Below are 23,522 nucleotides of genomic sequence, written 5' to 3'. Positions count from 1 at the left end.
TCGTGCCGGATCGCATAGGGTCACCCTGTGACACTTCGGCAGCTCCGCGCATTCCTCGCCACCGCGCGGACCGGGACCTTCACCGCCGCGGCGAAATCGCTGGGAATCGCGCAGGCATCGGTGTCGGAACTGGTGCGCACGCTCGAGGACGAATACGGGACCCTGTTGTTCGCCCGGGGTGGCCGCAAACTGGTGCTCACCGCGGCCGGAGTGGCGTTGCTGCCGCATGCCGAGCAGGCGCTCGCCGCCGCCGACGGTGGTGTCAAGGCGCTGAAATCGGTGCGGTCGCTCACCGGCGGTGTGGCGACATTCGGAGTACTGCGCAATGCCGCGTACTACTTGCTGTCCGATCTGGCCGAGGAGTTCCATCGCCGGTTCCCCGAAGTACGGATCCGGCTGGTGGGGATGAATTCGGTAGAGGTCGCGGCGGAGGTGGCCGCGGGCCGGCTGGAGGCGGGGCTGGTGGTGCTGCCCATCGACGCCGACGGGCTGCGGGTGACCCCCCTGGTCCGGGACGAGGTGCTCTACGCTTCCCTCTCGCCGGAGCGCGTAGCGCGCCCGGTCACCATAGAACAATTCGCGCATTCGACCCTGATCCTCTACGACGCGCATTACGGATGGAAGGAGCCGACCCGTCGTCAGCTGGCCGAACGCGCGCAGCTGGCGGGGCTGAAGCTCGAACCGCTGATCGAAGTGGAGCAGGTGGAGGCGGCGCTCGGCCTGGTGCGCCGGGGGATCGGCGACACGATCGTCTCCGCGGCGGTGGCCACCAGTTCCGCCTGCCCGCCGGAAGTGCGGGTCACCGGTTTCGCGCCGCGGCTCTACGACACCATCGCACTCGTCCAGCGGGAATCCGGCGTGCTGTCCCCGGCGACCCGGGAGATCGCACGACTGGCCCGGCAGATGCTGCTCCGCAACCCGGCCACCGCGGTGGAAAGCGGTGGCCGGGACGGCGATCAGTAGATGTTCTGGCTCACGTACGGTTCGTCGCCGCGGTGGGCGTAGATCTGCGAGCGAGTGGCGATATCGTCGTAGATCCGGGTCTCTTTGACGATCTTGCCGGACTGCACCAGGAACTGGGAGATACCGAGGATCTCGACCGGCGAGCCGGTGAGCGGGCCGTAATCGGCGATACCGTCGTACTTGCCGGTGAATTTCCAGGTGACGGCGATTCGCAGCCCGCCGTAGCGGGGAGAATCATTCGCGGCGATATCGCGGATATCGAACGAACCACCCGGGAAGGGGCGCAGCATGCGCAGCAGGGCGCGGCGGTAACCCTCGGGGCGCGCGATGGTGCGGTCGTCGATGGTGTTGAGCCACAGATCGCGGATCCAGAACTGCTCGACCCGCTCGAGTTCGCGCTTGTTCCAGACGGAGTCGAGGAATTCGAGCACCATCTCGACCTCGGGCCGGAACTGATCCGGCCGCGGACCGCTGCCGCCCTCGGCGATCACATCGGCCGGTGCGGGGGCGGCCATGGAACCGCTGAACCCGCGGAACGCCTGCCGCCGGGCCAGTTCGTCGGGATCCTGGCCGAGTTGGCGGGCCACCGACAGGGCGTCGCGCACCACCCACTCCTCGACCATGCGCCCTCGGCGGTACAGGCAGTTGGCGATATTGCGGCTGCGGTACTCGATGTTCTCCAGATCGGTGCCCAGCACCAGATGGGAGCTGAGGAAGGCGTCGTCGCCGCGGGCCTCCCAGACGATGTCCTCGGCCTGGCCGACCCGGTTGGGGGTGGTGGAGATCCGCATCAGGGTCCCCTCGATCACCTCCCGCGCGGTGGTGGAGGTGCCGTAGACGCCGTGCACGATCGAATCGGGCTCGTAGTTGTCGTTGATATGGCCGATCGCGCGCTCGATCCAGATGTGATCGGTGACCTCCCGGATGAAATCGTCGGGATCGGAGTACGGCTGGTAAGCAATGGGATCGAGTGGCATGCGGACCAGGATACATACGTATTCAAGACGAGGGAAGTGATCGGCGAGACCGATCTTGCCGAGGATTGTTCCCCAGCGGGGCGGGCGGCGGCGGCAACCCGCGGATCCGGTGGACAGCCCGAGGCGCCGGCCGGGGTCACTCGGTCGGCGCCTCGGGAAAGCCGAGATCAGGCGGCCAGACGGTCGCCGGTTTCCGGATGGAACAGATGGACTTCGTCGTGGTTGCGCAGGCCGACGCGTACCGTCTGCCCGATCCGCGGCGGGGTCCGGCCGTCGACCCGGACATTGACCCGGTGCGGCCCGGACGGGCTCAGGACAGTCCCGTAGACATACGCATCCGCGCCCAGTTCCTCGACCAGTTCCACGGTGAGCGCGAACCCCTCGTCGGCCTCGCCGACCAGGCGCAGTGTTTCCGGCCTTATCCCGCAGACGATTTCGCGCAGCTCCGCCCGTGCCGCCCGCGACACCGGGACGGTGGAATCGCCGAGTTCGAGTCCCTCGGCGCATACATTCAGGGTGGTGAGGTTCATGCCCGGTGAGCCGATGAAGCCGGCGACGAAGGCATTGGCCGGCCGGTCGTAGAGTTCGCGCGGCGACGCGACCTGTTGCAGCACACCGTCTTTGAGTACCGCCACCCGATGGCCCATCGTCATCGCCTCCACCTGGTCGTGGGTGACGTAGACGGTCGTGGTCGCCAGCCGCTGCTGCAGCGAGGCGATATTCGCGCGGGTCTCCACACGCAGTTTGGCGTCGAGGTTGGACAGCGGCTCGTCCATCAGGAATACCGCCGGATCGCGCACGATGGCCCGGCCCATCGCGACCCGCTGGCGCTGCCCGCCGGACAGTGCCTTGGGCTTACGGTCCAGGAACTGGGTGAGGTCCAGCATTTTCGCCGCATCGGCGACCTTCTGCCGGATGGTCTCCTTCGGCACACCTTTGAGTTTCAGCGCGAAACCCATATTGTCGCCGACGCTCATATGCGGGTAGAGCGCGTAGGACTGGAACACCATGGCGATATCGCGTTCCTTGGGCGGTACGAAGGTCACGTCGCGCGCGCCGATGGAAATCGAGCCTTCGTCGACATCCTCGAGCCCGGCCAGCATGCGCAGCGCGGTGGTCTTACCCGATCCCGACGGGCCGACCAGGACAAGGAATTCGCCGTCGGCGATCTCCAGATCGAGCCGGTCGACCGCGGCGGTGTCGGACCCGGCGTAGCGGCGAGTCGCCTTCTCGTAACGGACTTCTGCCATGTCAATGCCTTTCCGAAGAGGATTCGGCCGGACGGCCGGAGGGTTCGTCGCCGCGGGCCCGGGCGATCTGCGCCAGGACGGCGAGCTGGTCGTAGACCCGCCATTCCTCGACGATGCGGCCGTCGCGCAACAGGAACTGGGAGGATCCGAGGATTTCGACCGGGGATTCGGTGGGTGACCCGAAGACCGGCAGCCCGGAGTATGTGCCGGTGAGCCACCAGACGACGCCGACGCGCAGGCCACCGTGCGCGGCCGAATCGTTGGCGACGATATCGCGGACCTCGATCCGGGCGTCGGGGAACGGCGCCAGCACGTCCAGCCACGATTCCTGGTAGTTCCGCGGCCGGGTGACGGTGCGGTTGCCGACGGTGTGGCAGGTGATATCGCGGGCGATGTAATCGTCGATGCGATGGAACATCGCCTGCCCGAGCACGGTATCGAACATGTCCAGGACGAAGGCGCATTGTTCGCGATGGGACCCGGGCCGGGTTCCGGAATCGCCGGCGGTCAGCGGCTCCACCGGGGTGTCCCGCGTGGCCGAGCCGGTGAAACCGCGGAACGCCAGGGTGCGGGCCACCTCGAACGGGTCGAGGTCCAGATCCTGGACCACCGCGAGTTCGTCGCGGATCACCCACTCTTCTTCCATCACACCGTTGCGGTAGAGGCAGTTGGCGATGGTCCGATGCGAGAACCGGCGATGGGTGGGCGGGCCGTACACGGTGTGCTTGGAATTCGTGCCGCTGCTGAAGATGCGGTGCGAACTGAGGAACGCGTCGTCACCGCGGGCCTCCCACACCACGTCCTCGGCCTGGCCCACCCGGTCCGGGAAGGCGCTGATCTTGGCGAGCGTGGCGGCCACCACCGGCTCCACCCCGACCCCGGTGCCGTACGCGCCGTGCACGATGGCATCCGGCGCGTAGTTCTCCCGGATCAATCCCACGCCGCGCTGCACCCAGATGCGATCGGTCCATTCGACGATGAACTCCTCCGGATCCGCATAGGGCAGAAAGGCACTGTCTTTCAAGGTCATAGGTTCGGCTTTCGTGTGCGGGCGCGCGTCGCGCTCAGTCCAGTTCCCCGATGCGGTGTGCGGCATCGGTGAGTTGCGCGCGGATGTCTGCGCCGTTGGCCATATTGCTGATCGCCACCGCGAGAATGTCCATGATCCGGGGCCAATCCAGGTTCATCGGGATCGCACGGCCCGACTGCAAGCTCTCGTACTGCAGGGCGGGGAGGTCGTTGTTGGCGGCGTTGACCTCGGGATCGAGCATGTTGGAATCGTGCATGGTGATCCCGGTGCTGGTCGCGGGGGCGGATTTGTCGAGTGCGATCGTGCGCTCGGTCTGCGCGCTGGACATCCACTTGACGTACTCCCAGGCGGCGCCCTGATGGTGTGAGGTGTTCAGGACCCCGGCCAGCCAGGTGTAGGCGTAGCTCTGTTCCTCGTTACCCGGGAATGCCGGCATCGGGGCGACCCCCACGTTTCCGGCGAGCTCGGGCGCGGCCTTGGTCGGGTTGACGTAGTCCTCCAGATGCCAGGACCAGGTGAACACGGTGGCGGCGTCACCGTTGAGGAAGGCCTGCGTGGATTCGAGTTCGCCCCAGTTCGACGACTCGGGCGGGGTGTAGCCGGCGCGGAAGGACTCCAGGTACTTCTCGGTCGCCTCGATGCCCGCCGGGGTGTCGAAGGCCGGCCGGCCGTTCTCGTCGAGCAGTTCCGCACCGTTGCTCCACAACATGGACAGCCAGGTGTTCAGGTTCTGGCCGTTACGCCGGTTGAACTGGCCGGCCAGCGGATACTCCGGCACGGATTTCTTGATGATGCCGAGCTGGCGGTAGTACTCGTCCCAGGTGGCGGGCGGGGTCAGGCCCAGCTTCGCGTAGATGTCCTTGCGGTAGAAGAGGTTGTAGGAGAACCCGCGGACCGGCATTCCGTAGGTCGTACCCGGTTCCCCCGCGGCCGCGGCCTCCTTGAAGGGGCCGGAGAAATCGTCCATCGTCACCCCGTGTGCGGCCATCACCTGGTTGAGCGGCTGGACGCCGATCTTCAGTGACGGCCCCCAGGCGTCCGGCCAGATCAGGGCGTCGTAGGTGCCGCCGCCGATGGCGCTTTCCGCCACGATCTTCTGCAGGTACGCCGCGTAGGGGATATTCGACCACTCGACCTCGATCCCGGTGCGTTCGGTGAACTCCGCGGTCCGCTGATGCAGTGCGGCGAACTGCGGCACCGTCGCGCAACAGGTGAGGAACCGGATGGTCGTGCCGTCGTAGGGTTTGCCCTCGAGCAGGCCGTCGGCGCCCACGGGTGCCTCCGCCACCTGCTCCATCAGATTCCGGGTCTCCGGTGCGCTGGTACAACCGCCGGCCAGTACCGCGACCGCCGTCGCGAAGGCCAGGGCGAGTACCCCGCGCCGCCGGGTCGTCCGATGCGGGCGTCCGAACCGAAGCCTCACTTGACTGCTCCTAGGGTCATGCCCTGCGCGAAGTGCTTACGCACCAGCGTCGCGAGGACGATCATCGGCACCATGACCAGCAGGCCGGCGGCGGCCATCTGTCCCCAGAGCACGCCGTCGGGCTGGTCCAGCGTCATCAGCGATACCGGCAGGGTGACCGCGTTGCTGCGGGCCAGGAAGGTCGGGAAGAGGAATTCGTTCCAGGCGAGCAGGAACGAGAAGACGACGGCAACGAAGATGCCCGGAGCGGCCAGCGGGGTGACTACCCGCCACAGCAGGGTCAACTGACCGCAGCCGTCGAGCCGCCCGGCCTCTTCGATCTCGATCGGCAGGCTGTCCACGAATCCTTTCAGCAACCAGGTGTTGTACGGCACGACGATCGCCAGGTTCGTGACGATCAGGGCCAGGTGGGTGTCGAGCAGACCGAGGTCGCGGTACATGGTGAGGAAGGGCAGTGCGATCGCGACACCGGGAATGAACTGGGTCGCGACGATGCCCAGCAGGATCGGTTTCGCGCCCGGGAACTTGTACCGGGAGAAACCGTAGGCGGCCAGCATCGACAGCGGGACCGCGATCACGGTGGTCACGACGGCCACGATGATGCTGTTCCACATCGGCTCGACCAGATCGTTCCGGCCGCCGATGATCGCCCGGAAGTTGTCCAGCGACGGGCTGAACAGCACCGAAGTGGAGAAAACCTCGCGATCGGGTTTGAACGCGGTGAGGGTGAGCCACAGGATCGGGAACATCACGAAGAACAGGATCGCCAGTGTGCCCAGCAACCGGAGCAGGTTGCCGGCGCGAACCAGCAGCGAAGGCGAGCGCCGGTTCTGCCGCGGTGCGGCGGGCGCGGGCGCGGTGACGGATTCGAGGGTGTCGGTCATTTCTGCTCCTGGCGACCCATGAGGATCAGGTATCCGGTGGCGAGCACGCCCAGGACGAGGACGAGAATCCACGAGACGGCCGAGGCGAAGCCGATATCGAGGAAGGTGAAGCCCTGCTCGTAGGCGAAGAAGTTCAGCGTCTCGGTGGCCCGGCCCGGGCCGCCACCGGTGGTGGTGACGACCTGGTCGAACATCTTCACCGACCAGACGGCCTTCAGGAACACCACGATCAGGATCAGCGGCCGCAGCAGCGGGAACTTGATCCGCCAGAACTCCTGCCACGGGTTGGCACCGTCGACGCGGGCGGCGTCCCGGATCTCCGGTGAGATGGCGCCCAGGCCGCCCAGGAACATCAGTGCGATGAGCGGGGCCCAGCCCCAGATCTCGCTGAGGGTGACCACGATCAGCGCCCAGAACGGGTCGCCGAGCCAGTTGATATCCCGGGTGAACGGCAGCACCGTATCGAGCATGTTGTCGTAGACGCCGTAATCGGGGTTGAACATGAACCGCCAGGAATAGCCCTTGAGGGCGGGCGCGATGGCGAACGGCAGGATCAGCAGCGCTTTGGTGAGGCCGTTGAGCCAGGTCGCCTTGTTCAGGATCAACGCCATGACCAGGCCCAGGCCCACCGACAGCACCACCGACAGCACGGTGAAGACCACGGTCACCCAGACCGCGTTGTGGAAGGTGTCATCGGTGAGCGCCTTGGTGTACTGCTCGAAGCCCACGAACTCCTGCGGTTCGCGGGTCTCGTTGACCCGCCAGTGGCGGAAACTGTTCACCAGCGCGACGCCGAGGGGGTAGATCGTGGTGAGCACGATGGCGATGAGTGCCGGCGCGAGGTGGGCGTAGGGCACGCCGATCCGGCGCCAGGCGGAATGTCCGCGCCGGGTGGCGCGACCGCCGCCGGCGGTTGTCGTGGCCGTCATCGCCGCGTCCGGGGCCGAAGCGGGCAGGAGGTCGGGATGCCCGGCCGGGGGAGTGGCACGGCCCCGTGTGGGCTGCTCGGCTTCACTCTGAACTCCTTCGGATTGTGATCCCGCATAAGGGGAGAGGGAGGGGAGGCGGCGAGATGTAACGCGGCTCTCACGGTGTCCGGTGAGTGTATGCGTATGTATTCGAGAATGACAAGAGGTCGGTTCGGATCAACGCAGAGGGAAACGTGGCATTAACCTAGGTCTGCCTGTTTGCTGATGTGCAGGTGGGACCCATTGCGGCACGTCCGAATCCCGGAGCGTCCAAGTTTGCCGAGCCAGTCGATGATACGTATGCACGGGGTGGGTGCCGCCCCGGACCTTCAGGCCGGCGGCGGGGCGACCGTCGCGCGTTCGATCAGCTGCGGAGTCATGACGACGCGCTGCGGCCCGTCGGTGCTGTTCCTGCTCTCCAGCCGCTCGACGAGCAGCCGGGCGGCGGCCGCGGCCATCGCGTCGAGGTCGTGGCCGACCGTTGTCAGGCGGAACGCCTCCCACTCGGCCATCGGGATGTTGTCGAAGCCGATGAGGCTCAGGTCGCCGGGAATGTCAACGCCCCTGGCCAGGGCGGCGTTGAGGGCCCCGATCGCGACCACGTCGTTTCCACAGAAAACCGCGGTGGGCCGCGGCTCGGCGCCGAGGAGTTCGAGCATCGCGTGGTAGCCGGTCTCGAACTCGAACGGGCCCCGGTAGGTGAATGCGCCGGGCAGGGCGATACCCGATTCGGCGAGTGCGGCCCGGAAACCCAGCTCCCGGTCGCGCCCGGTGCTGGTGGTCTCGGGGCCGAATATGCCGGCGATACGCCGGTGGCCGCGTTCGGTGAGATGGGCGGCGGCCAACCGGCCACCGTGCTCGTTGTCGACCACTGCGGCGTCGGCGGTATGCGGCGAACTCTCGCGGTTGAGGAAGACGAACGGCAGGCGGCGGCGTTGTAGCTCGGCCGGGAGCAGTGAATCGAGATTGCTGGTCAGCAGGACGGCGCCGTCGATCGAACCGTCCACCAGCTGTTCGAGGGGGACCTGGTTGTCCGAACGCTCGGTGAACACCATCATCCGGTAGGAATGCTTCTCCAGTTCGTCGTGCAGCGGGCCCAGCAGATGCGGGTAGAAGGGGTTGGTCAGGTCGCTGACCACGATGCCGATCCGCTTCGTCCGCCGGGTCACCAGGCTGCGCCCCGCCTCACTGGGTACATAGCCCAGGGCTTCGACGGCTTCCTGGACCCGCGCGCGGGTCACCGCGGCGACCCGGGGGTCGCCACGCAATGCGCGGGAGACGGTCGGCTGCGATACGCCCGCCAGTCGTGCGACGTCGCGACTCGTGATCGGCATGGATCCCCCTGATCGGGTGCGCGGCCACCGGTTGGCGCCCGCGCCGGAACGGTTCCGGTGGTGTGAATACGAATCTTAGTCGATGACGACTGCTCCCTCGCTTCCCTCGGTGTCGCGGTGCCCTCGGTTCGTTTCCGGCGGCGAACCGACCGGTGGGAAGGGGTAAATCGAGTTCTTCGATCTCCGCGCGAACGCTGTTCGTTGACAGCGCGGCGCACTTCCGGCACGATGCATACGTATAAATACTCCGCGTTCGTGCGCGAATCCCGTTTCTTGTGGCCCCCGCCGCCCGCCCTCGAGGCCGAGCGCCCATTGTGAGAAGAAGAGGTCAGATGTCCCCCGAAGTCACCGTCACCGCCGCCGACCTCGACCGGTACACCATCCGGCGCAGCGATTTCGTCTCCTGCAATCAAGCGTTCATCGACTGCCGTACCCCCGGTTCCGATAAGAAGCAGAACTATTCGATGATCGGCCGGGGCGTCACGCAGAGCTCGGGCCAGGTGGTGAACCTGCAGGAACCGCACGGCTTCCAGATCGGTGCGGCGGCCATGCCCAACGGGGTCACCAACAACCTGCACCTGCATTTCACCGCCGAGGTGTTCCTCTGCTTCCGCGGCGAATACCAGCTGCGCTGGGGCGCCCGAGGCGAACAGGGCGAACTGGTGTTGCGGGAGGGTGAGATCGCCTCCATCCCGACCTGGATCTTCCGCGGGTTCACCAATATCGGGCCCGACGACGGCATTCTGTTCACGGCGCTGGGGATGGACGATACCGGCGGGATCATCTGGGGCCCGTCGGTCCTGGAAGAGGCCAAGGGTTACGGCCTGTACCTGACCGCGGAGAACAAGCTCATCGATACCGTCGCCGGTGACGAGTTGCCCGAAGACGTCGAATTGGTCGAGCCGATCAGCGATGAGCAGATCGCCGCCCTGCGACCGTTCACCGTCGAACAGATGGCCGAACGGGTCGCGACCCCCGAGAACATCCAGTGGTCGCGGCGGGCGCTGCTCGACTCCGCCCTGCCCGGCGGCGGAGTCGAACTCGGGCTGGTGATCGGGTACGGCATGTCCGAGGACGTCACCCAGGTGCCGCGTATCCACAACCCGCACGGACACAATATCGCCTGGTTGCGGGCGGAACCGGGCACCGGCGTCTCGACGCACCGGCATTCGGAGCGGCAGGTGCTGATGGTCAAGGACGGCGAATGGGAGGTCACCCTCAACCGCGGCGCCGACGCCCGCACGGTCCGGCTCGGCCCGTGGGACATGCTGTCGGTTCCGGCGAACGCGTACCGGTCGGTGCGTAATGTGGGTGATGAGACGGCGCTGTTGCTGGTCGTGAACAGCGGAGACGGCCGGGTGCGGCTCACCTGGGACGAGGAGGTCGTGAAGGCGGCCGCCGACGCCGGCGACGCCCTCGACCACAACGGCTACCTCGCGCCGTACGCGCTGGTGCCGCGCCGGAAGCGCTGAGATGGCCGGCGAACTTCCCGTGGTCCTGGTGCCGGGCATGCTGTGTGATGCGCAGTTGTGGGCGGAGGTGCGTCTCGGCCCGGGTTTCCGTGCGGTGCACGCGGCGATCGACTCCCCGTCGATCGCGGGGATGGCCGACCAGGTTCTTGCCGCGGTAGACGGTCCCTTCGCGCTGGCGGGCCTGAGCCTGGGCGCGATCGTCGGTTTCGAGGTGCTGCGCCGCGCCCCCGAGCGCGTGCTCGGATTCTGTGCGGTCTCGACCAACCCGCACGCTCCGACCGCCGCCCAGTACCGGTCCTGGCACGATATGGCATTCCGGACCCTGCGCGGTGAGTTCGGGACGGTCGTCCGCGAGACCATCGCACCCACCATGCTCGCCGGCCGGTTCCGCACCCCGGAGCGGATGGATCGCGTCGTGGCGATGGCGCACCGCGTGGGCCCGGACCGGTTCCAGAACCAGTTACGGGCCCAGGCCGACCGCATCGATTCGGTGCCGTCGCTGTCGGCCGTCGAATGCCCCGCGCTGGTCGTCTCGGCGGCCGAGGACGCGCTGTGCCGCTACGAATTCCACCGCGCCATCGCGGATGCGATTCCGGGGGCCCGCCTCGAGACGCTCGACGCGGCCGGTCACCTGTGTACCTGGGAAGTGCCACACCGAATTTCCGAACTCATGGGCGAATGGCTGCAGGCCGTCGCCGCATACCGAACCACCCGACAGGAGCCGACATGCCCGTAGTACTGAAGAAGCCGATCCCCGCCGAGGTGGTCCGCCAGGACCGATCCGATGTGAGCGAGCGGGTCTCCGCGATCCTGGAAGACATTCGCCTCGGCGGCGACGCCGCGGTACGCAAGTACTCCGAGCAGTTCGACAAGTGGAGCCCGGGATCGTTCCGGCTCTCGCGGACCCGGATCGAGGAGATCATCGCCACGCTGCCGGCGCAGGTGGTCGCGGATATCGAATTCGTCCAGCGCCAGGTGCGGACCTTCGCGCAGCATCAGCGTGATTCGCTCACCGATTTCGAGGTGGAAACACTGCCGGGTGTGTACCTGGGGCAGAAGCACATCCCGATCGACCGGGTCGGCGCGTACGTGCCGGGCGGCCGGTACCCGCTGACCGCGTCGGCGCATATGACCATCGTGACCGCGAAGGTCGCCGGGGTACCGAGCGTCGCGGCCTGTACCCCGCCCATCCGTGGTGAGATCCCCGCCGCGACCGTCGCCGCCATGCATCTGGCCGGCGCCGATGAAATCTACCTGCTGGGCGGGGTCCAGGCGATCGGCGCGCTGGCCCGCGGCACCGAAACCATCGACCGCGTCGACCTCCTCGCCGGCCCGGGGAACGCCTATGTCGCCGAGGCCAAACGGCAGCTCTTCGGGGAGGTCGGTATCGACCTCTTCGCCGGCCCCACCGAGATCCTGGTCATCGCCGACGACGCCGCCGATCCGTTCGTCGTGGCGGTCGATCTGCTCTCCCAGGCCGAACACGGCCCGGATTCGCCCGCGGTGCTGATCACCACGTCCGAGGCCCTCGGCCGGAAGGTGATCGAGCATATCGAGGCGCTGCTGCCGGATCTGCCCACCGCCGATTTCGCGGCGCCGGCCTGGCGCGATCACGGCGAGGTGCTCGTGGTCGACTCCCTCGACGAGGCGTACGCGCTCGCCGACACCTATGCGAGCGAGCATGTCGAGGTCCTCACCCGCGAGCCACGCGAAGCGCTCGCGAAGATGACCAACTACGGCGGTCTGTTCCTCGGCGAAGGCACCTGTGTTTCGTACGGCGACAAGGTGATCGGTACCAACCATGTGCTCCCGACCCGCGGCTCCGCGCGCTACACCGGTGGCCTGTGGGTCGGCAAATACCTGAAGACGGTGACCTACTCCGAGGTCGTGAACCGGGCCTCGAGCGCACAGCTGGGCGAGGTGTGCGGACGCGCCGCCCGCGTCGAACTGTTCGAGGGCCATGCGCGGTCCGGCGATGTGCGGGCCGCCAAGTACGCGGGCGCGGACCTGCCGTGGGCGCGGGACGTGTACGCCGGAGCGAACTCGTGAGCGGTGTGGCGCGGGCAGCCGCGCGCCGGGCGCCCGCGGGGTGCCGGCGATGAGCGATCTGGTTGCCGGCAACACCGGTGTGAACCGACCCGGGAACGATCCGGTGGCGGGGCGGACCGCGCTGGTCACCGGTGGCGGGAGCGGGCTCGGCGCCACTATCGCGCTGGCGCTGGCCGAGGCCGGGGCCCGGGTGATAGCGGTCGGGCGTGACCGGGCGAAACTCGACCGGGTCGTCGCGCGGTATCCGCAATCGATGCGCGCCGCGGTCTGCGATGTCGCGTCCCCGGAGTCGGTCTCGGAATTGGCCGCCGAGCTCACCGGCGAAGAGATATCGATCCTGGTCAACAACGCGGGCGTGCCGGGGCCGGTCGCCCCGCTCACCGAGATCGCGCCCGGCGATTGGGACGACGTTTTCGCGGTCAACGTGCGCGGGGTCTACCTGGTGTGCCGTGCGTTCGTACCCGCGATGGTCGACGCGGGCCGCGGCGACGTCATCAATCTCGCGTCGGTTTCGGGGAAGCGGCCGCTGGCCCGCCGGACCCCCTACTGCGCGTCGAAGATGGCGGTCATCGGGCTCACCACCACTCTCGCGGCCGAGGTCGGGCCGCTCGGGGTGAACGTGAACTCGCTGTCGCCCGGCCCGGTGGACAGTGCGCGGATGCACCGTAACTTCCGGCTGGAGGCCGAACGCACCGGAACCACCTACGAAGAGGCCGAACGTGCCTTCGTCTCACGGGCGGCGCTGGGTCGTATGGTCACCGAGGACGAGGTGGCCCGGGCGGTCCTGGCGATGCTCGCGATGCCCGGCCTCTGCGCCGCCGATATCGACCTCTCCGCCGGGATGGTGGCACGCTGATGGCCGCGCTGAAACAGCGCCTGGCCGCGGGGGAGCGGTTGCTCGGCGCGCTGGTCCGGATGCCCTCCGAAGAACTCGTCGAGATGCTGGGCGTGGCCGGTTTCGACTACGTTCTGATCGACTGCGAACACGGCCCCGCCGACCTGATCCCGCTGCGGCAGCACATCGCGGCGGCCCAGGTCCACGGTATGGAAGTGCTGGTCCGGGTGGGGCAGAACGAGCCCGCGCTGATCCAGCGGGTGCTCGATCACGGCGCGACCGGAATCGTCGTCCCGCATGTGGACGACGCCGCGCAGGCCGCTGCCGCGGTGCACGCCGCCCGCTACCCACCCGTGGGTGATCGGGGATTCGCCACCTACGGGCGGGCCGGCCGGTACGGCACCGCCTCGGCCGCGGACCATCTCGCGGCCGACGCGGCGGGCACGCTGGTCATCGCCATGATCGAATCGGAAGCGGGCTGCCGCAATGTCGGCGAGATCGCCGCCACGCCTGGGCTCGACGGCATCATGGCGGGGCCCGCCGACCTCGCGGTATCGATGGGCGCCGCGGGCCCCGCCGATCCCGCGGTGGTGGCCGCCCTGCAGAAGGTCCATACTGCCGTGGCCGGGCAGGGGCGCATCCGCCTGGTGATCGTCCCCGGCGCGGAACGGGCGCGGGCCGCTTTCGCGACCGGAAGCGAACTCGTGGTGATCAACCTCAGCCACGTGCTGATGGAAACCTTCGCGGAGTTGCGCGCGGTGCGGTGAACGCCGGGCCCGCCGACGCTCGACCAGCAGCGCCCGGGTGCTCAGGCGGGCCCTTGGACGGTGTATCCGTCGAAGAAGCGACCGCCGAAAATATTCAGTACCCGGGTGACGGTTTCGGCGATCGGTTCCACGTTTCCCCGGCTCACCGCGCGAACATCGCCGGCCAGTACTTTCGCGTACTCCGTGCCGATATCGCGGTCCAAGGACACGAGTTCCCGATGTAACCATTTGCCGGTTCCCGTCCAGCGGCCGTGCCCGGTGAGCAGCAGGTCGGCGGTGTCCCGCCACAGGTCGGTGGCGATCAGGAGCCGTTCGTCGTCGTCCGCGCAGCCCGCGAGATCGTCCAGCCGGTCGGTGAGCCCGTAGCGAGCCGACCGTAGTTCCTCGGCGGTGAGCGGATCCGGCCCGGCGGCCAATTGTGCCGCGCACAGTTCTTGCAGGTATTCGCCACTGCCGTCGCTGTCGAGTAGGACCAGCGAGCGGCCGATCAGCCGCAGGGTCGCCGGCCGCCTGGCCTTGCGGTCTTTCTCGAGGAAGTACCGCATCGCCTCTTCGGTGTGGACGAACAATTCGACCGGCCACCCCTGGTACCGCAGCGATTCGCGATACGGGGCGGGCGGGCCGTCGAGGAGCACGCTGATATCCAGATCCGAAGTGGGCGTCGCTGTTCCGAGCACGGTGCTGCCGCCCAGCCACGCCGCCCGTGCCCCGGGGAAGCGTTCACGGACCAGACTCCGCGCGATATCGAACCCGTCGATGCTCATCCCCCGATCCGATCGTGCTCGGCACCCCGGTGCAATAGTCACCACTACTTTCGCAGCGCGGATGGTTGTGTGTGTCAAGAGTATTCGGCGGTGACTCGATACAGCGCCGGGTAGGCAGTGGCGATCGTTTTCGCTTCGTCGACCGAGGCGAGGACCGTGGGATTCGCACCAGCTGCCTCGTAGGCTTCGACGCTGTCCCAATGGGCGATGTTGACGAGTTGGAACCGCGCGTCCGGCAGTATCGCCCGGTGCAGGCGCACGTCACGGAATCCGGGGGCCGTCCGCATGAGCTCGGCCCGGTCACGCCACTGTTCGACGAATTCGTCGATCCGCTCGGTGGGAAGTTCGATGGCATTGACGAAGGTAACCCCCTCGGCCCGCCGCGTTTCGTCCCCGACATGGGCAGGCAGCCGGGTCGTGCCGAGGGGCGTGGATTCTCGATCACCGTCGCGGTGCGCCGCCCAGCCGTCGCTGCGACGTGTGTGCTCGAGGACCTCTTCGGCGAGCACCGCGGCCTCGGCTCCGAAGAGCCGTTCGACAAGCCACAGTCCGAGGTCGATGCCGGAGGTGACCCCGCCCGAGGTCACCAGGTCGCCGTCGTCGACCACCCGGCCGCTCACGACGATCGCCCCTTGCCGCCGGAGATCGTTCGCGGCGATGTGGTGTGTCGTGCACCGTCGTCCGGTGGTGATCCCGGCCGCCGACAGCAGCAGTGTGCCGGTGCAGACCGCCGCGAGGATCAATCCAGGACGCCGGGCCGCGGTCAGCGCGCGCGGCAACACTCCACGGCGAATCTGTTCCTGGACGGGGGATCCGTCGCCGAAGCCGCCGCCGGGCACCACGATCAGATCGGCGCTGTCCGGGGACCACGGGGTGCGGATCGTGATCTCGAGACCTGCCGCGGTGGTAACGGTGCCGGTGCCGTCGGCCGTGACGAAGCTGTGCTGCACATCGTCCACGACGCCGAGCGCGGTGACCGGGCCGATGAAGTCCTGGTCTTCGGCGCCGTCGTAGAGCACCGTGTGTACGCGAAGAGTCATCGGATCCTCCTGGGGGAGTTGGGGTTACCTCCCGAGTATTTCGAGCTTCGGTCTGCCGTAACAGTGGCGCGATCGCCATAGTTACGTAAGATCTGGCCATGCATCCTGTCGCTGTACTGGCTGTTGACGGAGTCGTGGGTTTCGAATTGGCCATTCCGTGCCAGGTCTTCTCGCTCGCGCCCGGCTACCGCGTCCGGGTGTGTGCGCAACGGAAGAAGAACATGATCGCGACGGCCGCCGGGGAGGAAGTGTTCGCCTTCTCCTCGCGTTACGGGCTCGACGCCGCGTCCGACGCTCGGACGGTCATCGTCCCGGGCGCCGATCCCGATGCGGTGCCCGACCCGCGCGTCCTGCGAGCCGTACGGGCGGCGGCGGACCGCGGGGCACGAGTGGTCTCGATCTGCACCGGAGCCTTCGTGCTGGCGGCCGCGGGCCTGCTGGACGGCCGGAAAGCGACAACACACTGGATGCTCGCCGAGCATCTCGCGGCCCGGTACCCGGCCGTGACAGTGGACCCGTCGGTCCTGTTCATCGACGAAGGATCGATCCTCACCTCGGCGGGCGTCGCGGCGGGTCTCGACCTGTGCCTGCATATCGTGCGCCGCGACCACGGTGCGGCGGTGGCGAGCGAAATCGCCCGGCAAATCGTGATGCCACCCCAACGCGGAGGCGGGCAAGCACAGTTCATCGAGCGCCCCGCACCGGCCACGCGATCCGACGATCTCGGACCGACACTGCAATGGATGCAGGACAACCTCGCCACCCCGATGTCCTTGGCCGATATCGCCGCCGAGGCCTCGATGAGCGTTCGCAGCCTGTCGCGGCGATTCCGGGCGCATACGGGAACGACACCGGCGCAATGGCTGCTCGACCGCCGCCTCCACCGGGCCCGGGAACTGCTCGAAACGACCGCCGTCTCGGTCGAGAAGATCGCCGAAACAGCGGGTTTCGGGTCGATCGAAACCTTGCGGTATCACTTCGTCCGGCAGATCGGCACAACCCCCGCGGCATACCGTGCGACCTTCCGGACGAGTCCGCCCGCTTAGTCCCCGCCAAACACTGTCCGAGGTGTGGGATATGCGGTGGCTCCGTGGGAGCTACGGTGAGCAGAATGTGGCCATGCCGACGAATCCGGTGCTGACACGAGCGCAGGTCTTGTGGGAAGGGCTCGCCGCGGCACCGGTTTCCTTCTCGCCACAGCTCTTCGCCACGGGTGGTAGGCGTGTGGTCCCGGACGTTCCGCCACAGTGCGCACGACTCGGTGTAACCAAATTTGGCTAATGTGTCGGCGGCGGAGTACGCTCGGTTGCGGTAGCCAAATTTGGCTATGGAGGCGGAAGGGGTTCGATGAAGCCGGTACGACTTCTGGTCCTGGGGGCACTGCGCAGGCGCGGTCGCGCCCACGGCTATCAGATCCGCGCGGATCTGGAATCCTGGGGCGCACACGAATGGTCCACCGCCACATCGGGTTCGGTGTATCACGCCCTCAAGAGCATGGCCGGCCAGGGTTTGCTGACGGCGACGTCCGATGCGGATCCCTCGGTCGCCGGGGGCCCGCCGAGAATCGAATACGAGCTGACGGACAAGGGTGAGCAGGAGTATCTCGGTCTCCTGCGCCGGGCCTTGGCCGACCGTGAGCCGCGGCTGGATGTCCTGTGCGCAGCGGTGGGCCTGATCGAGGACCTACCCCGGGAGCAGGCCCTGCAGGTCCTGCGGACCCGAGCCGACGCGATGCGCGACTGGCGCATGAGCATCACCGCATATCTGCCCCCGGACACCGAGCTGGACGCCTGGGGCCCGGTAGGTGAGGTCATCTCGCTGTGGCTGGCGACCGCCGATACCGGCGCCCAGTGGACCCGGCGGCTGATCGATCGGCTGGAAGAGGGCGCTTTCAGTATGGCCGGCGAGCCCGGTTCCCCCACCCGTCAACCCGCAGCGTCGGCCGAGTAGCGGCCGCGAGCATCGGCGAAACCTTCCCTTCGAGACGGAGCACGGTCATGGCCCACGAGATCACCGTCCCGCTGCTTCCGTGCAGATCCATCGACGAGATCGTCGAGTTCTACACCATGCTCGGCTTCACCCAGACCTACTACCAAGTCCGCCCGAACCCGTGCGTGGGCCTGCAGCGAGAAGATTTCCAGCTGCAGTTCTTCGGTATGCCGGGCTTCGAGCCCGAAGACTCCTACGGCAGTTGTGTGGTCCTCGTGCCCGACACCCAGGAGCTCTTCGAGGCGTTCGCCGCAGGTATGCGCGCGGTCCACGGCAAGCTTCTGGTCTCCGGGATCCCGCGGATGACCCGTCCGCGGAAACGCAAGAATGCCGACAACCACTCCGGGTTCACGGTGGTCGACCCCGGCGGGAACTGGATCCGGATCTTCCGGTCGCCGGGTGCCGATGACGCGGATGCGCCCGCCGTCGGCAAGCTGGCCAAGGCGCTGGAGAACGCCGTCGTGCTCGACGACTCCAAGGGCGACACGCAGCAGGCGGTGAAGATTCTGGACGCCACGCTGGCCCGGGAACAGGGTGGGGCACCGGCCGTCGAACTGGTCGAGGCGCTGGCCTACCGCGCCGAACTCGCCCTCCGCGCCGACGACACCACCGCCGCGGTCGATGCCCTCACCCGCGCCCGCGCCGTCCCCCTCACCGAAGCCGAACGCAGCGAACTCGCCACACACTTGGCGGGCCTCGAAGACCTGGAAGCGGTCGTCGGCTCGCGCCTCAGAAGATGACGAGGCGTCCACCCGGCCAGCACCCAGAAACGGTCATCGCTATGTCAAGTAAGACGCGGATTGTCGGCATGAGCTTGCATAAGCATGCCGTTCTCGGGGTTTGACCGGGTGGCGGTGGAAGGCGACCTGCCGGTTTCGCCGAAGGTTCGTCGGTAGGCGCCGGGTGTGGTGCCCAGTTGTGTCCGGAAGTGGCGGCGCAGGTTGACTGCCGAGGCCAGTCCGACCCGGCGTGCGATGGTTTCCACGGGAAGGCCGGTCTGTTCCAGCAGTACTCGGGCGGCATCGAGGCGCTGGCGGAGCAGCCATTGTCCGGGGCTGGTGCCGAGTTGTTCGGTGAACCGCCTGGCGAGGGTGCGGGTCGATAGCCCCGCTCGTTGGGCGAGCCGGTCGACGGTCAGTTCGGTGCCGAGCCGGGAGGTCGCCCATTGCAGCAGGGGCGCCAACGATTCGTCTGCTCCGGCCGGCGCGGGCCGGGTGGCGTACTGGAGCTGGCTGCCGTCCCGGTGCGGCGGCAGGACCATGTTCCTGGCGATCCGGGCGGCGTATGCCGCGCCGTGGTCGGAGCGCACGAGGTGCAGGCACAGGTCGATGCCTGCTCCGGTTCCGGCGCTGGTCGCCACGTCGCCGTGGTCCACGTAGAGCACGTCCTGGTCGACCTGCACTTCGGGGAAGGTTGCGGCGAGTCGGGCGGCATCGCGCCAATGGGTGGTGGCGCGGCGGCCGTCGAGTAATCCCGCTCCGGCGAGGACGAACGCCCCCGTGCAGATGGCGACGATCCTGGCCCCGCGCCAGTGGGCATCCCGGAGTGCCGCCGTGACGGCGGGCGACACCGGTGCGGCGGGTGGATGCCAGCCGGGGACGATCACGGTGTCTGCTTCCTGCAGGGCCGTCAGTCCGGCGTCGATGAGCATGACGTAGCCGGCGGTGGTCGGCAGGGGGCCGGGGTGCTCGGCGCAGACCCGGAAGCTGTAGTACGACGGCACGTCCGGTCGCACCGTGCCGAAAACCTCGGCGGCACAGGCGAGTTCGAAGGGTGACTGGGGTGGGTTGAGCAGAGCTACCACCCGATGACGGGTCATGGCAGAAATATACCCAATGATGTCTTTCTGGACTCTCGTCCGCGACGCGAAATCCGGTCAGAGTGATCCCATGAGTGAAATCGCTGACCCCGAAGTGTGGCGGACCTCGGTCCAGGTGGACGGTGAAACAGCCAGCTATCTGACGGCGGGACGGGAGGGTCCGGCCGTGTTGTTGCTGCACGGGACATATTGGAGCCGGGTGTGGCTTCCGGTGCTGGCGCGCCTCGCGGACGCGGGCCTGCGGCCCGTCGCGGTCGATTTCCCCGGCATGGGGCGATCGGGTGGCGAGCTCACTCCGGAAACGGCCGCGGTCCCCGCTCTCGCGGAGTGGACGGTGCGGTTCGCCGCCGCGCTCGGGCTCAACGGGCCGCTCGCGGTGGCAGGTCATGACATCGGCGGTGCCGTCGCCGAGCATCTACTCGTCCATGAACTGATGGCGGTGTCCAGGCTGGCCCTGGTGAACTCGGTTGCCTACGATTCCTGGCCCGCGCCGCACGTGGCGCGGTTCCGGGACCCGGCAGTCGCCGCGGCGACCACCGGCGACGAATTTCTCGCCGCCCGCCGCCGGGCCGTGACCGAAGCGCTGGCCGGTGCCGCCACCGAGCAGTTGATCACCGACTATCTGGATCCGTGGACCGATTCGCGGGTCCGCCGCTCCTGGATGGCCATGGCGAGCGCAGCCGACAGCCGCTACACCCTGGATCTCATGCCCGCCCTGCGGCGGTCCACGACGCCCAAACTACTGATCTGGGGCGAGGACGACAGCTTCGAGAAAGTCGGGTACGCCGAGAAGTTCGCCGCGGAGATCCCGCACACCACACTCATCCGTATCCCCGACGCGGACCACATCCCCACCGAGAACGCACCCGACCAGGTTGCCCGAGCCCTCATCGATTTCTGCACCGCGTAGCGAAGTGCTACTCGGTACTCACGGTACGCGCCCCACGACCGCCGACCGTGCACAGCCACAGTTTGGGCGGCCGAGCTGAACTCGGCATCGATTAATTACGGTACGTACCGTATCGTAATCATATGACGATCAGCGCGTGGCCCGATTCCCTCGACGTAGTGCAGGTCAGGTTCGCCCGACCGACTGATCGCCTCGAGGAGGTGATCCGGTTCTATGTGGACGGGCTCGGGTTGAACGAGCTGTACCGTTTCGAGAACCATGCGGGGTACGACGGTGTGATGCTGGGACTTCCTGGCACGGACTATCACCTCGAATTCACCACCCACGCCGACGGAAGTCCGGGTGAGGCGCCGAGCAACGACAATCTGCTGGTGCTGTATTTCTCCTCGGAAGCGCGCATGTACGAAACGGTGGAGCGGCTGGGGGAGTTCGGGGTCGAACCGGTCGCGACCGAGAATCCGTTCTGGGCGGCGAACGGGGCGATCGCCTTCCCGGACCCGGACGGATGGCAGGTGGTTCTCATGCCGCGGCCGGTGTTCTGATGGCAGGCCGAAACCGGGACGAGCGAATCGATACCACCGTGCTCGCCGCGGCGCGCGCCGTACTCGATGCCGAGGGGTATGCGCGGATGACCATCGGCCGGGTCGCAACCGAATCGGGTGTCCACCGCCCCGCGATCTATCGGCGATGGCCGTCCAAACGCCACCTGGTGGTCGATATCGTCGCCGATCTGCTCGGGCTCGAACCGACGGCGGATACCGGTGATCTCCGCGCGGATCTCGTGGCGTCCATGCGGGAACTGGTGGTGGCAGTGCGTGATACCTCGCTGGGCCGGGTACTGCCCGCACTCGTGGCCGACCTCTCCGCCGACCCGGAACTCCGTGAACAGTTGTGGTCCAGAGTGTTCGGCCCACGTCGTGAGACGACGGCGCGTGCGCTGGAATCGGCGATAGAACGGGGCGAGGTCGACCCGGAGATCGATATCGGATTCGTGCTCGACGCGGTGGCCGCGCCGATCTATTTCCGCGCCCTGTTTCGCCACTTGCCGCTGCCGGATTCCCTGGCCGAGCAATCGGTCGATGCGGTACTGGCGGCTATCCGGCGTAAGCCGTAACCCTTTCGCCGATCTGCGCCGGATCCAATCGGCTCTGTGGTAGCTGGGCAACCGGACCCTACCCGGTCGGCTTGCGGGCGGGCCGGGTGCCTTCTCGATGGGGGGACTCGGCCGACACGAGAAGGCGTGCCCTGATGCGCGAAGTACGACGAGATAGCGGCAGTGCCTATGGCCGCACCGAATTTCGATCCGATCCGCGGCTCTGCCCAGGTGGTTGCATCCCGGCGGAATAATCGCTGCCGAGGGCGCCGCCCGGCCGCCACAATGGGCCGGTGCGGGTGATTGTCGGAGCTGATTCGGGAGTTCGGTATGGGCATGTACATCTCGGTCTACATTGCGGACTGGGTGCGGCTGGCCCAGGAGATCGAGCGCTATCGACGGCCCCGCTCTTATCGGCTGGGCGTCGGGTACTTCGATCCGGAGCCGCCTTTCGATCTCCTGGTCGATGAGAGCTATCCCTTGTGGGGCGACACGGATTCCGACGGCCTGAGCCTGCACCCCGACGGGTGGATGGCCCGCTTCGACTGGGGGCTCGAAAAGGACACCGTCCACCTGGAATTCGAGCACATCTGGACGGACACCTACCACTGGGTCCAGGACGAAGAGGCGTGCGGGGAGCGGGGATCGCCGGATGTATACAGCTGCGAGGCGGGTGCGCAGGTGATCGAGGATCTGCCCGGCTTCCTCCGATTGGTCGAGGACGTGCACGACTTCCTCGATACAGACGGATCGGAGCCCGAGCCGGCGCGGTGGCGTGAACTCTCCGGCGCCATCGGTGGTGGCGGGTTGTATTACCTGTCCTCGCCCGCCAGGGTCGCCGATCGGGCGCAGGCGTGGTCCCGGATCTCGGGGCGCCTGGAGGAATTGCGTCCATTCGTCGAGCTGCACCTGGCCGGGAATTACCGCATCACGGAGTATTCGCAGTTCGTAGCGCGGATGCGTAAGTGGGCGCGGGTGATCGAGTTGGCGCACGGGCGCGGGTGGGGTATGGGATTCCGATACACGTGAACGGGTGACCTGCACGGCCGCGAGAGGCCGGCGCCGCAGGCCGACCGAGACCTCATATCGGCCCCCGGCAAGATTCCGAGCCGGATCTCCGTGCTGGTGATCAGCCCATGCTGCGGGGTCGACGGACGGCGGAGATGAGGTTGAGAAGTATGCGGAGAAAAGTCACGCTGAGCCGCCGGCGACGGATTGTCCGATGGCGGGCGGTTTCCGTCGCTTCGGGCAGGGGCGTAGTTCAGGGTCCCGGTAGTAACCGCCGAAGGATCAACGGATATGGCGTCGCTGCTGGTCAGCATCGCCGTTCGGGGCCGGGGCCAAGGATCGGGGTCAGCTCGCGCATGGCCGGACACAGAGGGAGTTGATCAGCTGCGCCAGTTCCGCTCTTACCACAGCTCAGCAGAGTAGCCACGCGATGCTGGAGGACACGACCCAGTTTCGACCACGATCACAGATCCTCCACGTGTGGCGGCCGACCGGTTCCGCTGTCCGCAGCGTCGCAGGCCGGGCGCCGCTGCGGATTCGCTCCCGTCGACGCGCCCTACGGTCGCGTGGCTGTGAACACCTCCAGCGCCACCGGTTCGGTGAACCGTCCGCTCGGATCGATCGCGTGCAGTTCCTCAACGACGGCGTTTTCGAATGCCGCCCGCCGGTCGCCCAGCGCTCGAGGAAGCGGCAGCGATGTCGAGTACAGGTAACCGATGGCCTGTTCGACCGTCCAGACACGCTCGAATCGGTAAATCCGCCGATCAACACTGCGGAACTGCGACCGGCTCAATATTTCCTCGTGTGGCAGATGTTCTGCGTCGTCCGCACGACCAGACGGCGGGACCGGCGCCGCGAAGTCCGGCGGCAGATACCGAGCCTGGATCCTGGCGATCGCCTCCTGCCAGAGGGTCACCGGCCGCACAAGACAACTGTCGTTGGCGATC

24 protein-coding genes are annotated in these 23,522 nt (G+C 67.4%); 13 read left to right on the top strand and 11 right to left on the bottom strand.

What is annotated here, in order from left to right; all coding sequences use genetic code 11:
- Positions 1-27: 27 nt before the first annotated feature.
- Positions 28-963: a LysR family transcriptional regulator gene (locus tag QH276_RS05100; protein ID WP_280400490.1), complete on the top strand. Its 936-nt coding sequence runs from the start codon at positions 28-30 to the stop codon at positions 961-963.
- Here the strand turns inward: QH276_RS05100 and QH276_RS05095 are convergent.
- The 7 genes from QH276_RS05095 to QH276_RS05065 all read right to left on the bottom strand — a co-directional run bounded on the left by QH276_RS05095 (position 957) and on the right by QH276_RS05065 (position 8,829).
- A complete protein-coding gene (locus tag QH276_RS05095; RefSeq protein WP_280400489.1) occupies positions 957-1,940 on the bottom strand; it encodes an ester cyclase in 984 nt (327 codons plus the stop codon). The two genes, QH276_RS05100 and QH276_RS05095, sit on opposite strands and share 7 nt — an antisense overlap.
- A gap of 167 nt (positions 1,941-2,107) precedes the next feature.
- Complete coding sequence (locus QH276_RS05090; protein WP_280400488.1) at positions 2,108-3,190, bottom strand: ABC transporter ATP-binding protein; 1,083 nt, start codon at positions 3,188-3,190, stop codon at positions 2,108-2,110.
- A 1-nt stretch (position 3,191) separates the two neighbouring features.
- Positions 3,192-4,220 carry an ester cyclase gene (locus QH276_RS05085; RefSeq protein WP_280400487.1) on the bottom strand — a complete coding sequence of 343 codons (1,029 nt, stop codon included), beginning with the start codon at positions 4,218-4,220 and terminating at the stop codon, positions 3,192-3,194.
- 34 nt (positions 4,221-4,254) lie between these two features.
- Complete coding sequence (locus tag QH276_RS05080; protein ID WP_280400486.1) at positions 4,255-5,643, bottom strand: ABC transporter substrate-binding protein; 1,389 nt, start codon at positions 5,641-5,643, stop codon at positions 4,255-4,257.
- Positions 5,640-6,527 (bottom strand): carbohydrate ABC transporter permease, encoded by an 888-nt coding sequence (locus tag QH276_RS05075; RefSeq protein ID WP_280400485.1) that lies wholly within the window; start codon positions 6,525-6,527, stop codon positions 5,640-5,642. Before QH276_RS05075 ends, QH276_RS05080 begins: the two co-directional genes overlap by 4 nt.
- Positions 6,524-7,456: a carbohydrate ABC transporter permease gene (locus QH276_RS05070; RefSeq protein ID WP_280400484.1), complete on the bottom strand. Its 933-nt coding sequence runs from the start codon at positions 7,454-7,456 to the stop codon at positions 6,524-6,526. Before QH276_RS05070 ends, QH276_RS05075 begins: the two co-directional genes overlap by 4 nt.
- Before the next feature lie 368 nt (positions 7,457-7,824).
- Positions 7,825-8,829 carry a LacI family DNA-binding transcriptional regulator gene (locus QH276_RS05065; protein WP_280400483.1) on the bottom strand — a complete coding sequence of 335 codons (1,005 nt, stop codon included), beginning with the start codon at positions 8,827-8,829 and terminating at the stop codon, positions 7,825-7,827.
- A gap of 332 nt (positions 8,830-9,161) precedes the next feature.
- Here QH276_RS05065 and QH276_RS05060 point away from each other — a divergent pair, with 332 nt between their 5' ends.
- The 5 genes from QH276_RS05060 to QH276_RS05040 are packed head-to-tail and all read left to right on the top strand — an operon-like array spanning position 9,162 to position 13,952.
- Entirely contained in the window at positions 9,162-10,301 is a 1,140-nt protein-coding gene (locus QH276_RS05060; RefSeq protein WP_280400482.1) for a cupin domain-containing protein, read from the top strand.
- Between the two features lies 1 nt (position 10,302).
- A complete protein-coding gene (locus tag QH276_RS05055; RefSeq protein ID WP_280400481.1) occupies positions 10,303-11,037 on the top strand; it encodes an alpha/beta fold hydrolase in 735 nt (244 codons plus the stop codon).
- A complete protein-coding gene (hisD, locus tag QH276_RS05050; RefSeq protein WP_280400480.1) occupies positions 11,028-12,350 on the top strand; it encodes a histidinol dehydrogenase in 1,323 nt (440 codons plus the stop codon). Before QH276_RS05055 ends, hisD begins: the two co-directional genes overlap by 10 nt.
- Positions 12,351-12,399: 49 nt before the next feature.
- The gene (locus tag QH276_RS05045) at positions 12,400-13,206 is read left to right on the top strand and encodes an SDR family NAD(P)-dependent oxidoreductase (protein WP_280400479.1); all 807 of its coding nucleotides are present in this window, start codon (positions 12,400-12,402) and stop codon (positions 13,204-13,206) included.
- The gene (locus QH276_RS05040) at positions 13,206-13,952 is read left to right on the top strand and encodes an HpcH/HpaI aldolase family protein (RefSeq protein WP_280400478.1); all 747 of its coding nucleotides are present in this window, start codon (positions 13,206-13,208) and stop codon (positions 13,950-13,952) included. Before QH276_RS05045 ends, QH276_RS05040 begins: the two co-directional genes overlap by 1 nt.
- Positions 13,953-13,993: 41 nt before the next feature.
- Here the strand turns inward: QH276_RS05040 and QH276_RS05035 are convergent, their stop codons facing one another.
- Positions 13,994-14,716 carry a nucleotidyltransferase domain-containing protein gene (locus tag QH276_RS05035; RefSeq protein ID WP_280400477.1) on the bottom strand — a complete coding sequence of 241 codons (723 nt, stop codon included), beginning with the start codon at positions 14,714-14,716 and terminating at the stop codon, positions 13,994-13,996.
- A gap of 74 nt (positions 14,717-14,790) precedes the next feature.
- Positions 14,791-15,756, bottom strand: a complete 966-nt coding sequence (locus tag QH276_RS05030) for a DJ-1/PfpI family protein (RefSeq protein ID WP_280400476.1) — start codon at positions 15,754-15,756, stop codon at positions 14,791-14,793.
- A gap of 98 nt (positions 15,757-15,854) precedes the next feature.
- Between QH276_RS05030 and QH276_RS05025 the strand changes: the two genes are divergently transcribed.
- The 3 genes from QH276_RS05025 to QH276_RS05015 all read left to right on the top strand — a co-directional run bounded on the left by QH276_RS05025 (position 15,855) and on the right by QH276_RS05015 (position 18,485).
- The gene (locus QH276_RS05025) at positions 15,855-16,802 is read left to right on the top strand and encodes a helix-turn-helix domain-containing protein (RefSeq protein WP_280400475.1); all 948 of its coding nucleotides are present in this window, start codon (positions 15,855-15,857) and stop codon (positions 16,800-16,802) included.
- 301 nt (positions 16,803-17,103) lie between these two features.
- Positions 17,104-17,706 (top strand): PadR family transcriptional regulator, encoded by a 603-nt coding sequence (locus QH276_RS05020; protein ID WP_280400474.1) that lies wholly within the window; start codon positions 17,104-17,106, stop codon positions 17,704-17,706.
- A 47-nt stretch (positions 17,707-17,753) separates the two neighbouring features.
- A complete protein-coding gene (locus QH276_RS05015; RefSeq protein WP_280400473.1) occupies positions 17,754-18,485 on the top strand; it encodes a VOC family protein in 732 nt (243 codons plus the stop codon).
- A 44-nt stretch (positions 18,486-18,529) separates the two neighbouring features.
- Here QH276_RS05015 and QH276_RS05010 read toward each other — a convergent pair whose 3' ends face one another.
- Complete coding sequence (locus QH276_RS05010; RefSeq protein WP_280400472.1) at positions 18,530-19,564, bottom strand: helix-turn-helix domain-containing protein; 1,035 nt, start codon at positions 19,562-19,564, stop codon at positions 18,530-18,532.
- Positions 19,565-19,634: 70 nt separating this feature from the next.
- On the opposite strand from QH276_RS05010, the gene QH276_RS05005 reads away from it, so the two are divergent.
- The 4 genes from QH276_RS05005 (at position 19,635) to QH276_RS04990 (ending at position 22,596) form a co-directional block, all read left to right on the top strand.
- Positions 19,635-20,474 carry an alpha/beta fold hydrolase gene (locus QH276_RS05005; RefSeq protein WP_280400471.1) on the top strand — a complete coding sequence of 280 codons (840 nt, stop codon included), beginning with the start codon at positions 19,635-19,637 and terminating at the stop codon, positions 20,472-20,474.
- A 122-nt stretch (positions 20,475-20,596) separates the two neighbouring features.
- Positions 20,597-21,016 carry a VOC family protein gene (locus tag QH276_RS05000; protein WP_280400470.1) on the top strand — a complete coding sequence of 140 codons (420 nt, stop codon included), beginning with the start codon at positions 20,597-20,599 and terminating at the stop codon, positions 21,014-21,016.
- Entirely contained in the window at positions 21,016-21,588 is a 573-nt protein-coding gene (locus QH276_RS04995) for a TetR/AcrR family transcriptional regulator (protein WP_280400469.1), read from the top strand. The genes QH276_RS05000 and QH276_RS04995 overlap by 1 nt, the downstream gene beginning before the upstream one ends.
- A gap of 309 nt (positions 21,589-21,897) precedes the next feature.
- Positions 21,898-22,596, top strand: a complete 699-nt coding sequence (locus QH276_RS04990; protein WP_280406642.1) for a hypothetical protein — start codon at positions 21,898-21,900, stop codon at positions 22,594-22,596.
- Positions 22,597-23,131: 535 nt separating this feature from the next.
- Here the strand turns inward: QH276_RS04990 and QH276_RS04985 are convergent.
- A partial coding sequence (locus tag QH276_RS04985; protein WP_280406641.1) for a hypothetical protein occupies positions 23,132-23,522 on the bottom strand: 391 nt, incomplete at its 5' end.

Source organism: Nocardia carnea (genome assembly GCF_029869215.1).
Classification (GTDB): Bacteria; Actinomycetota; Actinomycetes; order Mycobacteriales; family Mycobacteriaceae; genus Nocardia; species Nocardia carnea_B.
Note: the sequence above shows the minus strand (reverse complement) of the source record. Positions and strands in the feature narration are given on the sequence as shown.

Bases quoted from the DNA above. Each gene is read 5' to 3' on its own strand.
- QH276_RS05045 (WP_280400479.1), top strand. From the start codon at position 12,400: ATGAGCGATCTGGTTGCCGGCAACACCGGTGTGAACCGACCCGGGAAC.
- QH276_RS05085 (WP_280400487.1), bottom strand. From the start codon at position 4,220: ATGACCTTGAAAGACAGTGCCTTTCTGCCCTATGCGGATCCGGAGGAG.
- QH276_RS05060 (WP_280400482.1), top strand. From the start codon at position 9,162: ATGTCCCCCGAAGTCACCGTCACCGCCGCCGACCTCGACCGGTACACC.
- QH276_RS05070 (WP_280400484.1), bottom strand. From the start codon at position 7,456: ATGACGGCCACGACAACCGCCGGCGGCGGTCGCGCCACCCGGCGCGGA.
- QH276_RS05005 (WP_280400471.1), top strand. From the start codon at position 19,635: ATGAGTGAAATCGCTGACCCCGAAGTGTGGCGGACCTCGGTCCAGGTG.
- QH276_RS05040 (WP_280400478.1), top strand. From the start codon at position 13,206: ATGGCCGCGCTGAAACAGCGCCTGGCCGCGGGGGAGCGGTTGCTCGGC.
- QH276_RS05095 (WP_280400489.1), bottom strand. From the start codon at position 1,940: ATGCCACTCGATCCCATTGCTTACCAGCCGTACTCCGATCCCGACGAT.
- QH276_RS05035 (WP_280400477.1), bottom strand. From the start codon at position 14,716: ATGAGCATCGACGGGTTCGATATCGCGCGGAGTCTGGTCCGTGAACGC.
- QH276_RS04995 (WP_280400469.1), top strand. From the start codon at position 21,016: ATGGCAGGCCGAAACCGGGACGAGCGAATCGATACCACCGTGCTCGCC.
- QH276_RS05025 (WP_280400475.1), top strand. From the start codon at position 15,855: ATGCATCCTGTCGCTGTACTGGCTGTTGACGGAGTCGTGGGTTTCGAA.
- hisD (WP_280400480.1), top strand. From the start codon at position 11,028: ATGCCCGTAGTACTGAAGAAGCCGATCCCCGCCGAGGTGGTCCGCCAG.
- QH276_RS05030 (WP_280400476.1), bottom strand. From the start codon at position 15,756: ATGACTCTTCGCGTACACACGGTGCTCTACGACGGCGCCGAAGACCAG.
- QH276_RS05075 (WP_280400485.1), bottom strand. From the start codon at position 6,527: ATGACCGACACCCTCGAATCCGTCACCGCGCCCGCGCCCGCCGCACCG.
- QH276_RS05010 (WP_280400472.1), bottom strand. From the start codon at position 19,564: ATGACCCGTCATCGGGTGGTAGCTCTGCTCAACCCACCCCAGTCACCC.
- QH276_RS04990 (WP_280406642.1), top strand. From the start codon at position 21,898: ATGGGCATGTACATCTCGGTCTACATTGCGGACTGGGTGCGGCTGGCC.
- QH276_RS05000 (WP_280400470.1), top strand. From the start codon at position 20,597: ATGACGATCAGCGCGTGGCCCGATTCCCTCGACGTAGTGCAGGTCAGG.
- QH276_RS05015 (WP_280400473.1), top strand. From the start codon at position 17,754: ATGGCCCACGAGATCACCGTCCCGCTGCTTCCGTGCAGATCCATCGAC.
- QH276_RS05090 (WP_280400488.1), bottom strand. From the start codon at position 3,190: ATGGCAGAAGTCCGTTACGAGAAGGCGACTCGCCGCTACGCCGGGTCC.
- QH276_RS05065 (WP_280400483.1), bottom strand. From the start codon at position 8,829: ATGCCGATCACGAGTCGCGACGTCGCACGACTGGCGGGCGTATCGCAG.
- QH276_RS05055 (WP_280400481.1), top strand. From the start codon at position 10,303: ATGGCCGGCGAACTTCCCGTGGTCCTGGTGCCGGGCATGCTGTGTGAT.
- QH276_RS05020 (WP_280400474.1), top strand. From the start codon at position 17,104: ATGAAGCCGGTACGACTTCTGGTCCTGGGGGCACTGCGCAGGCGCGGT.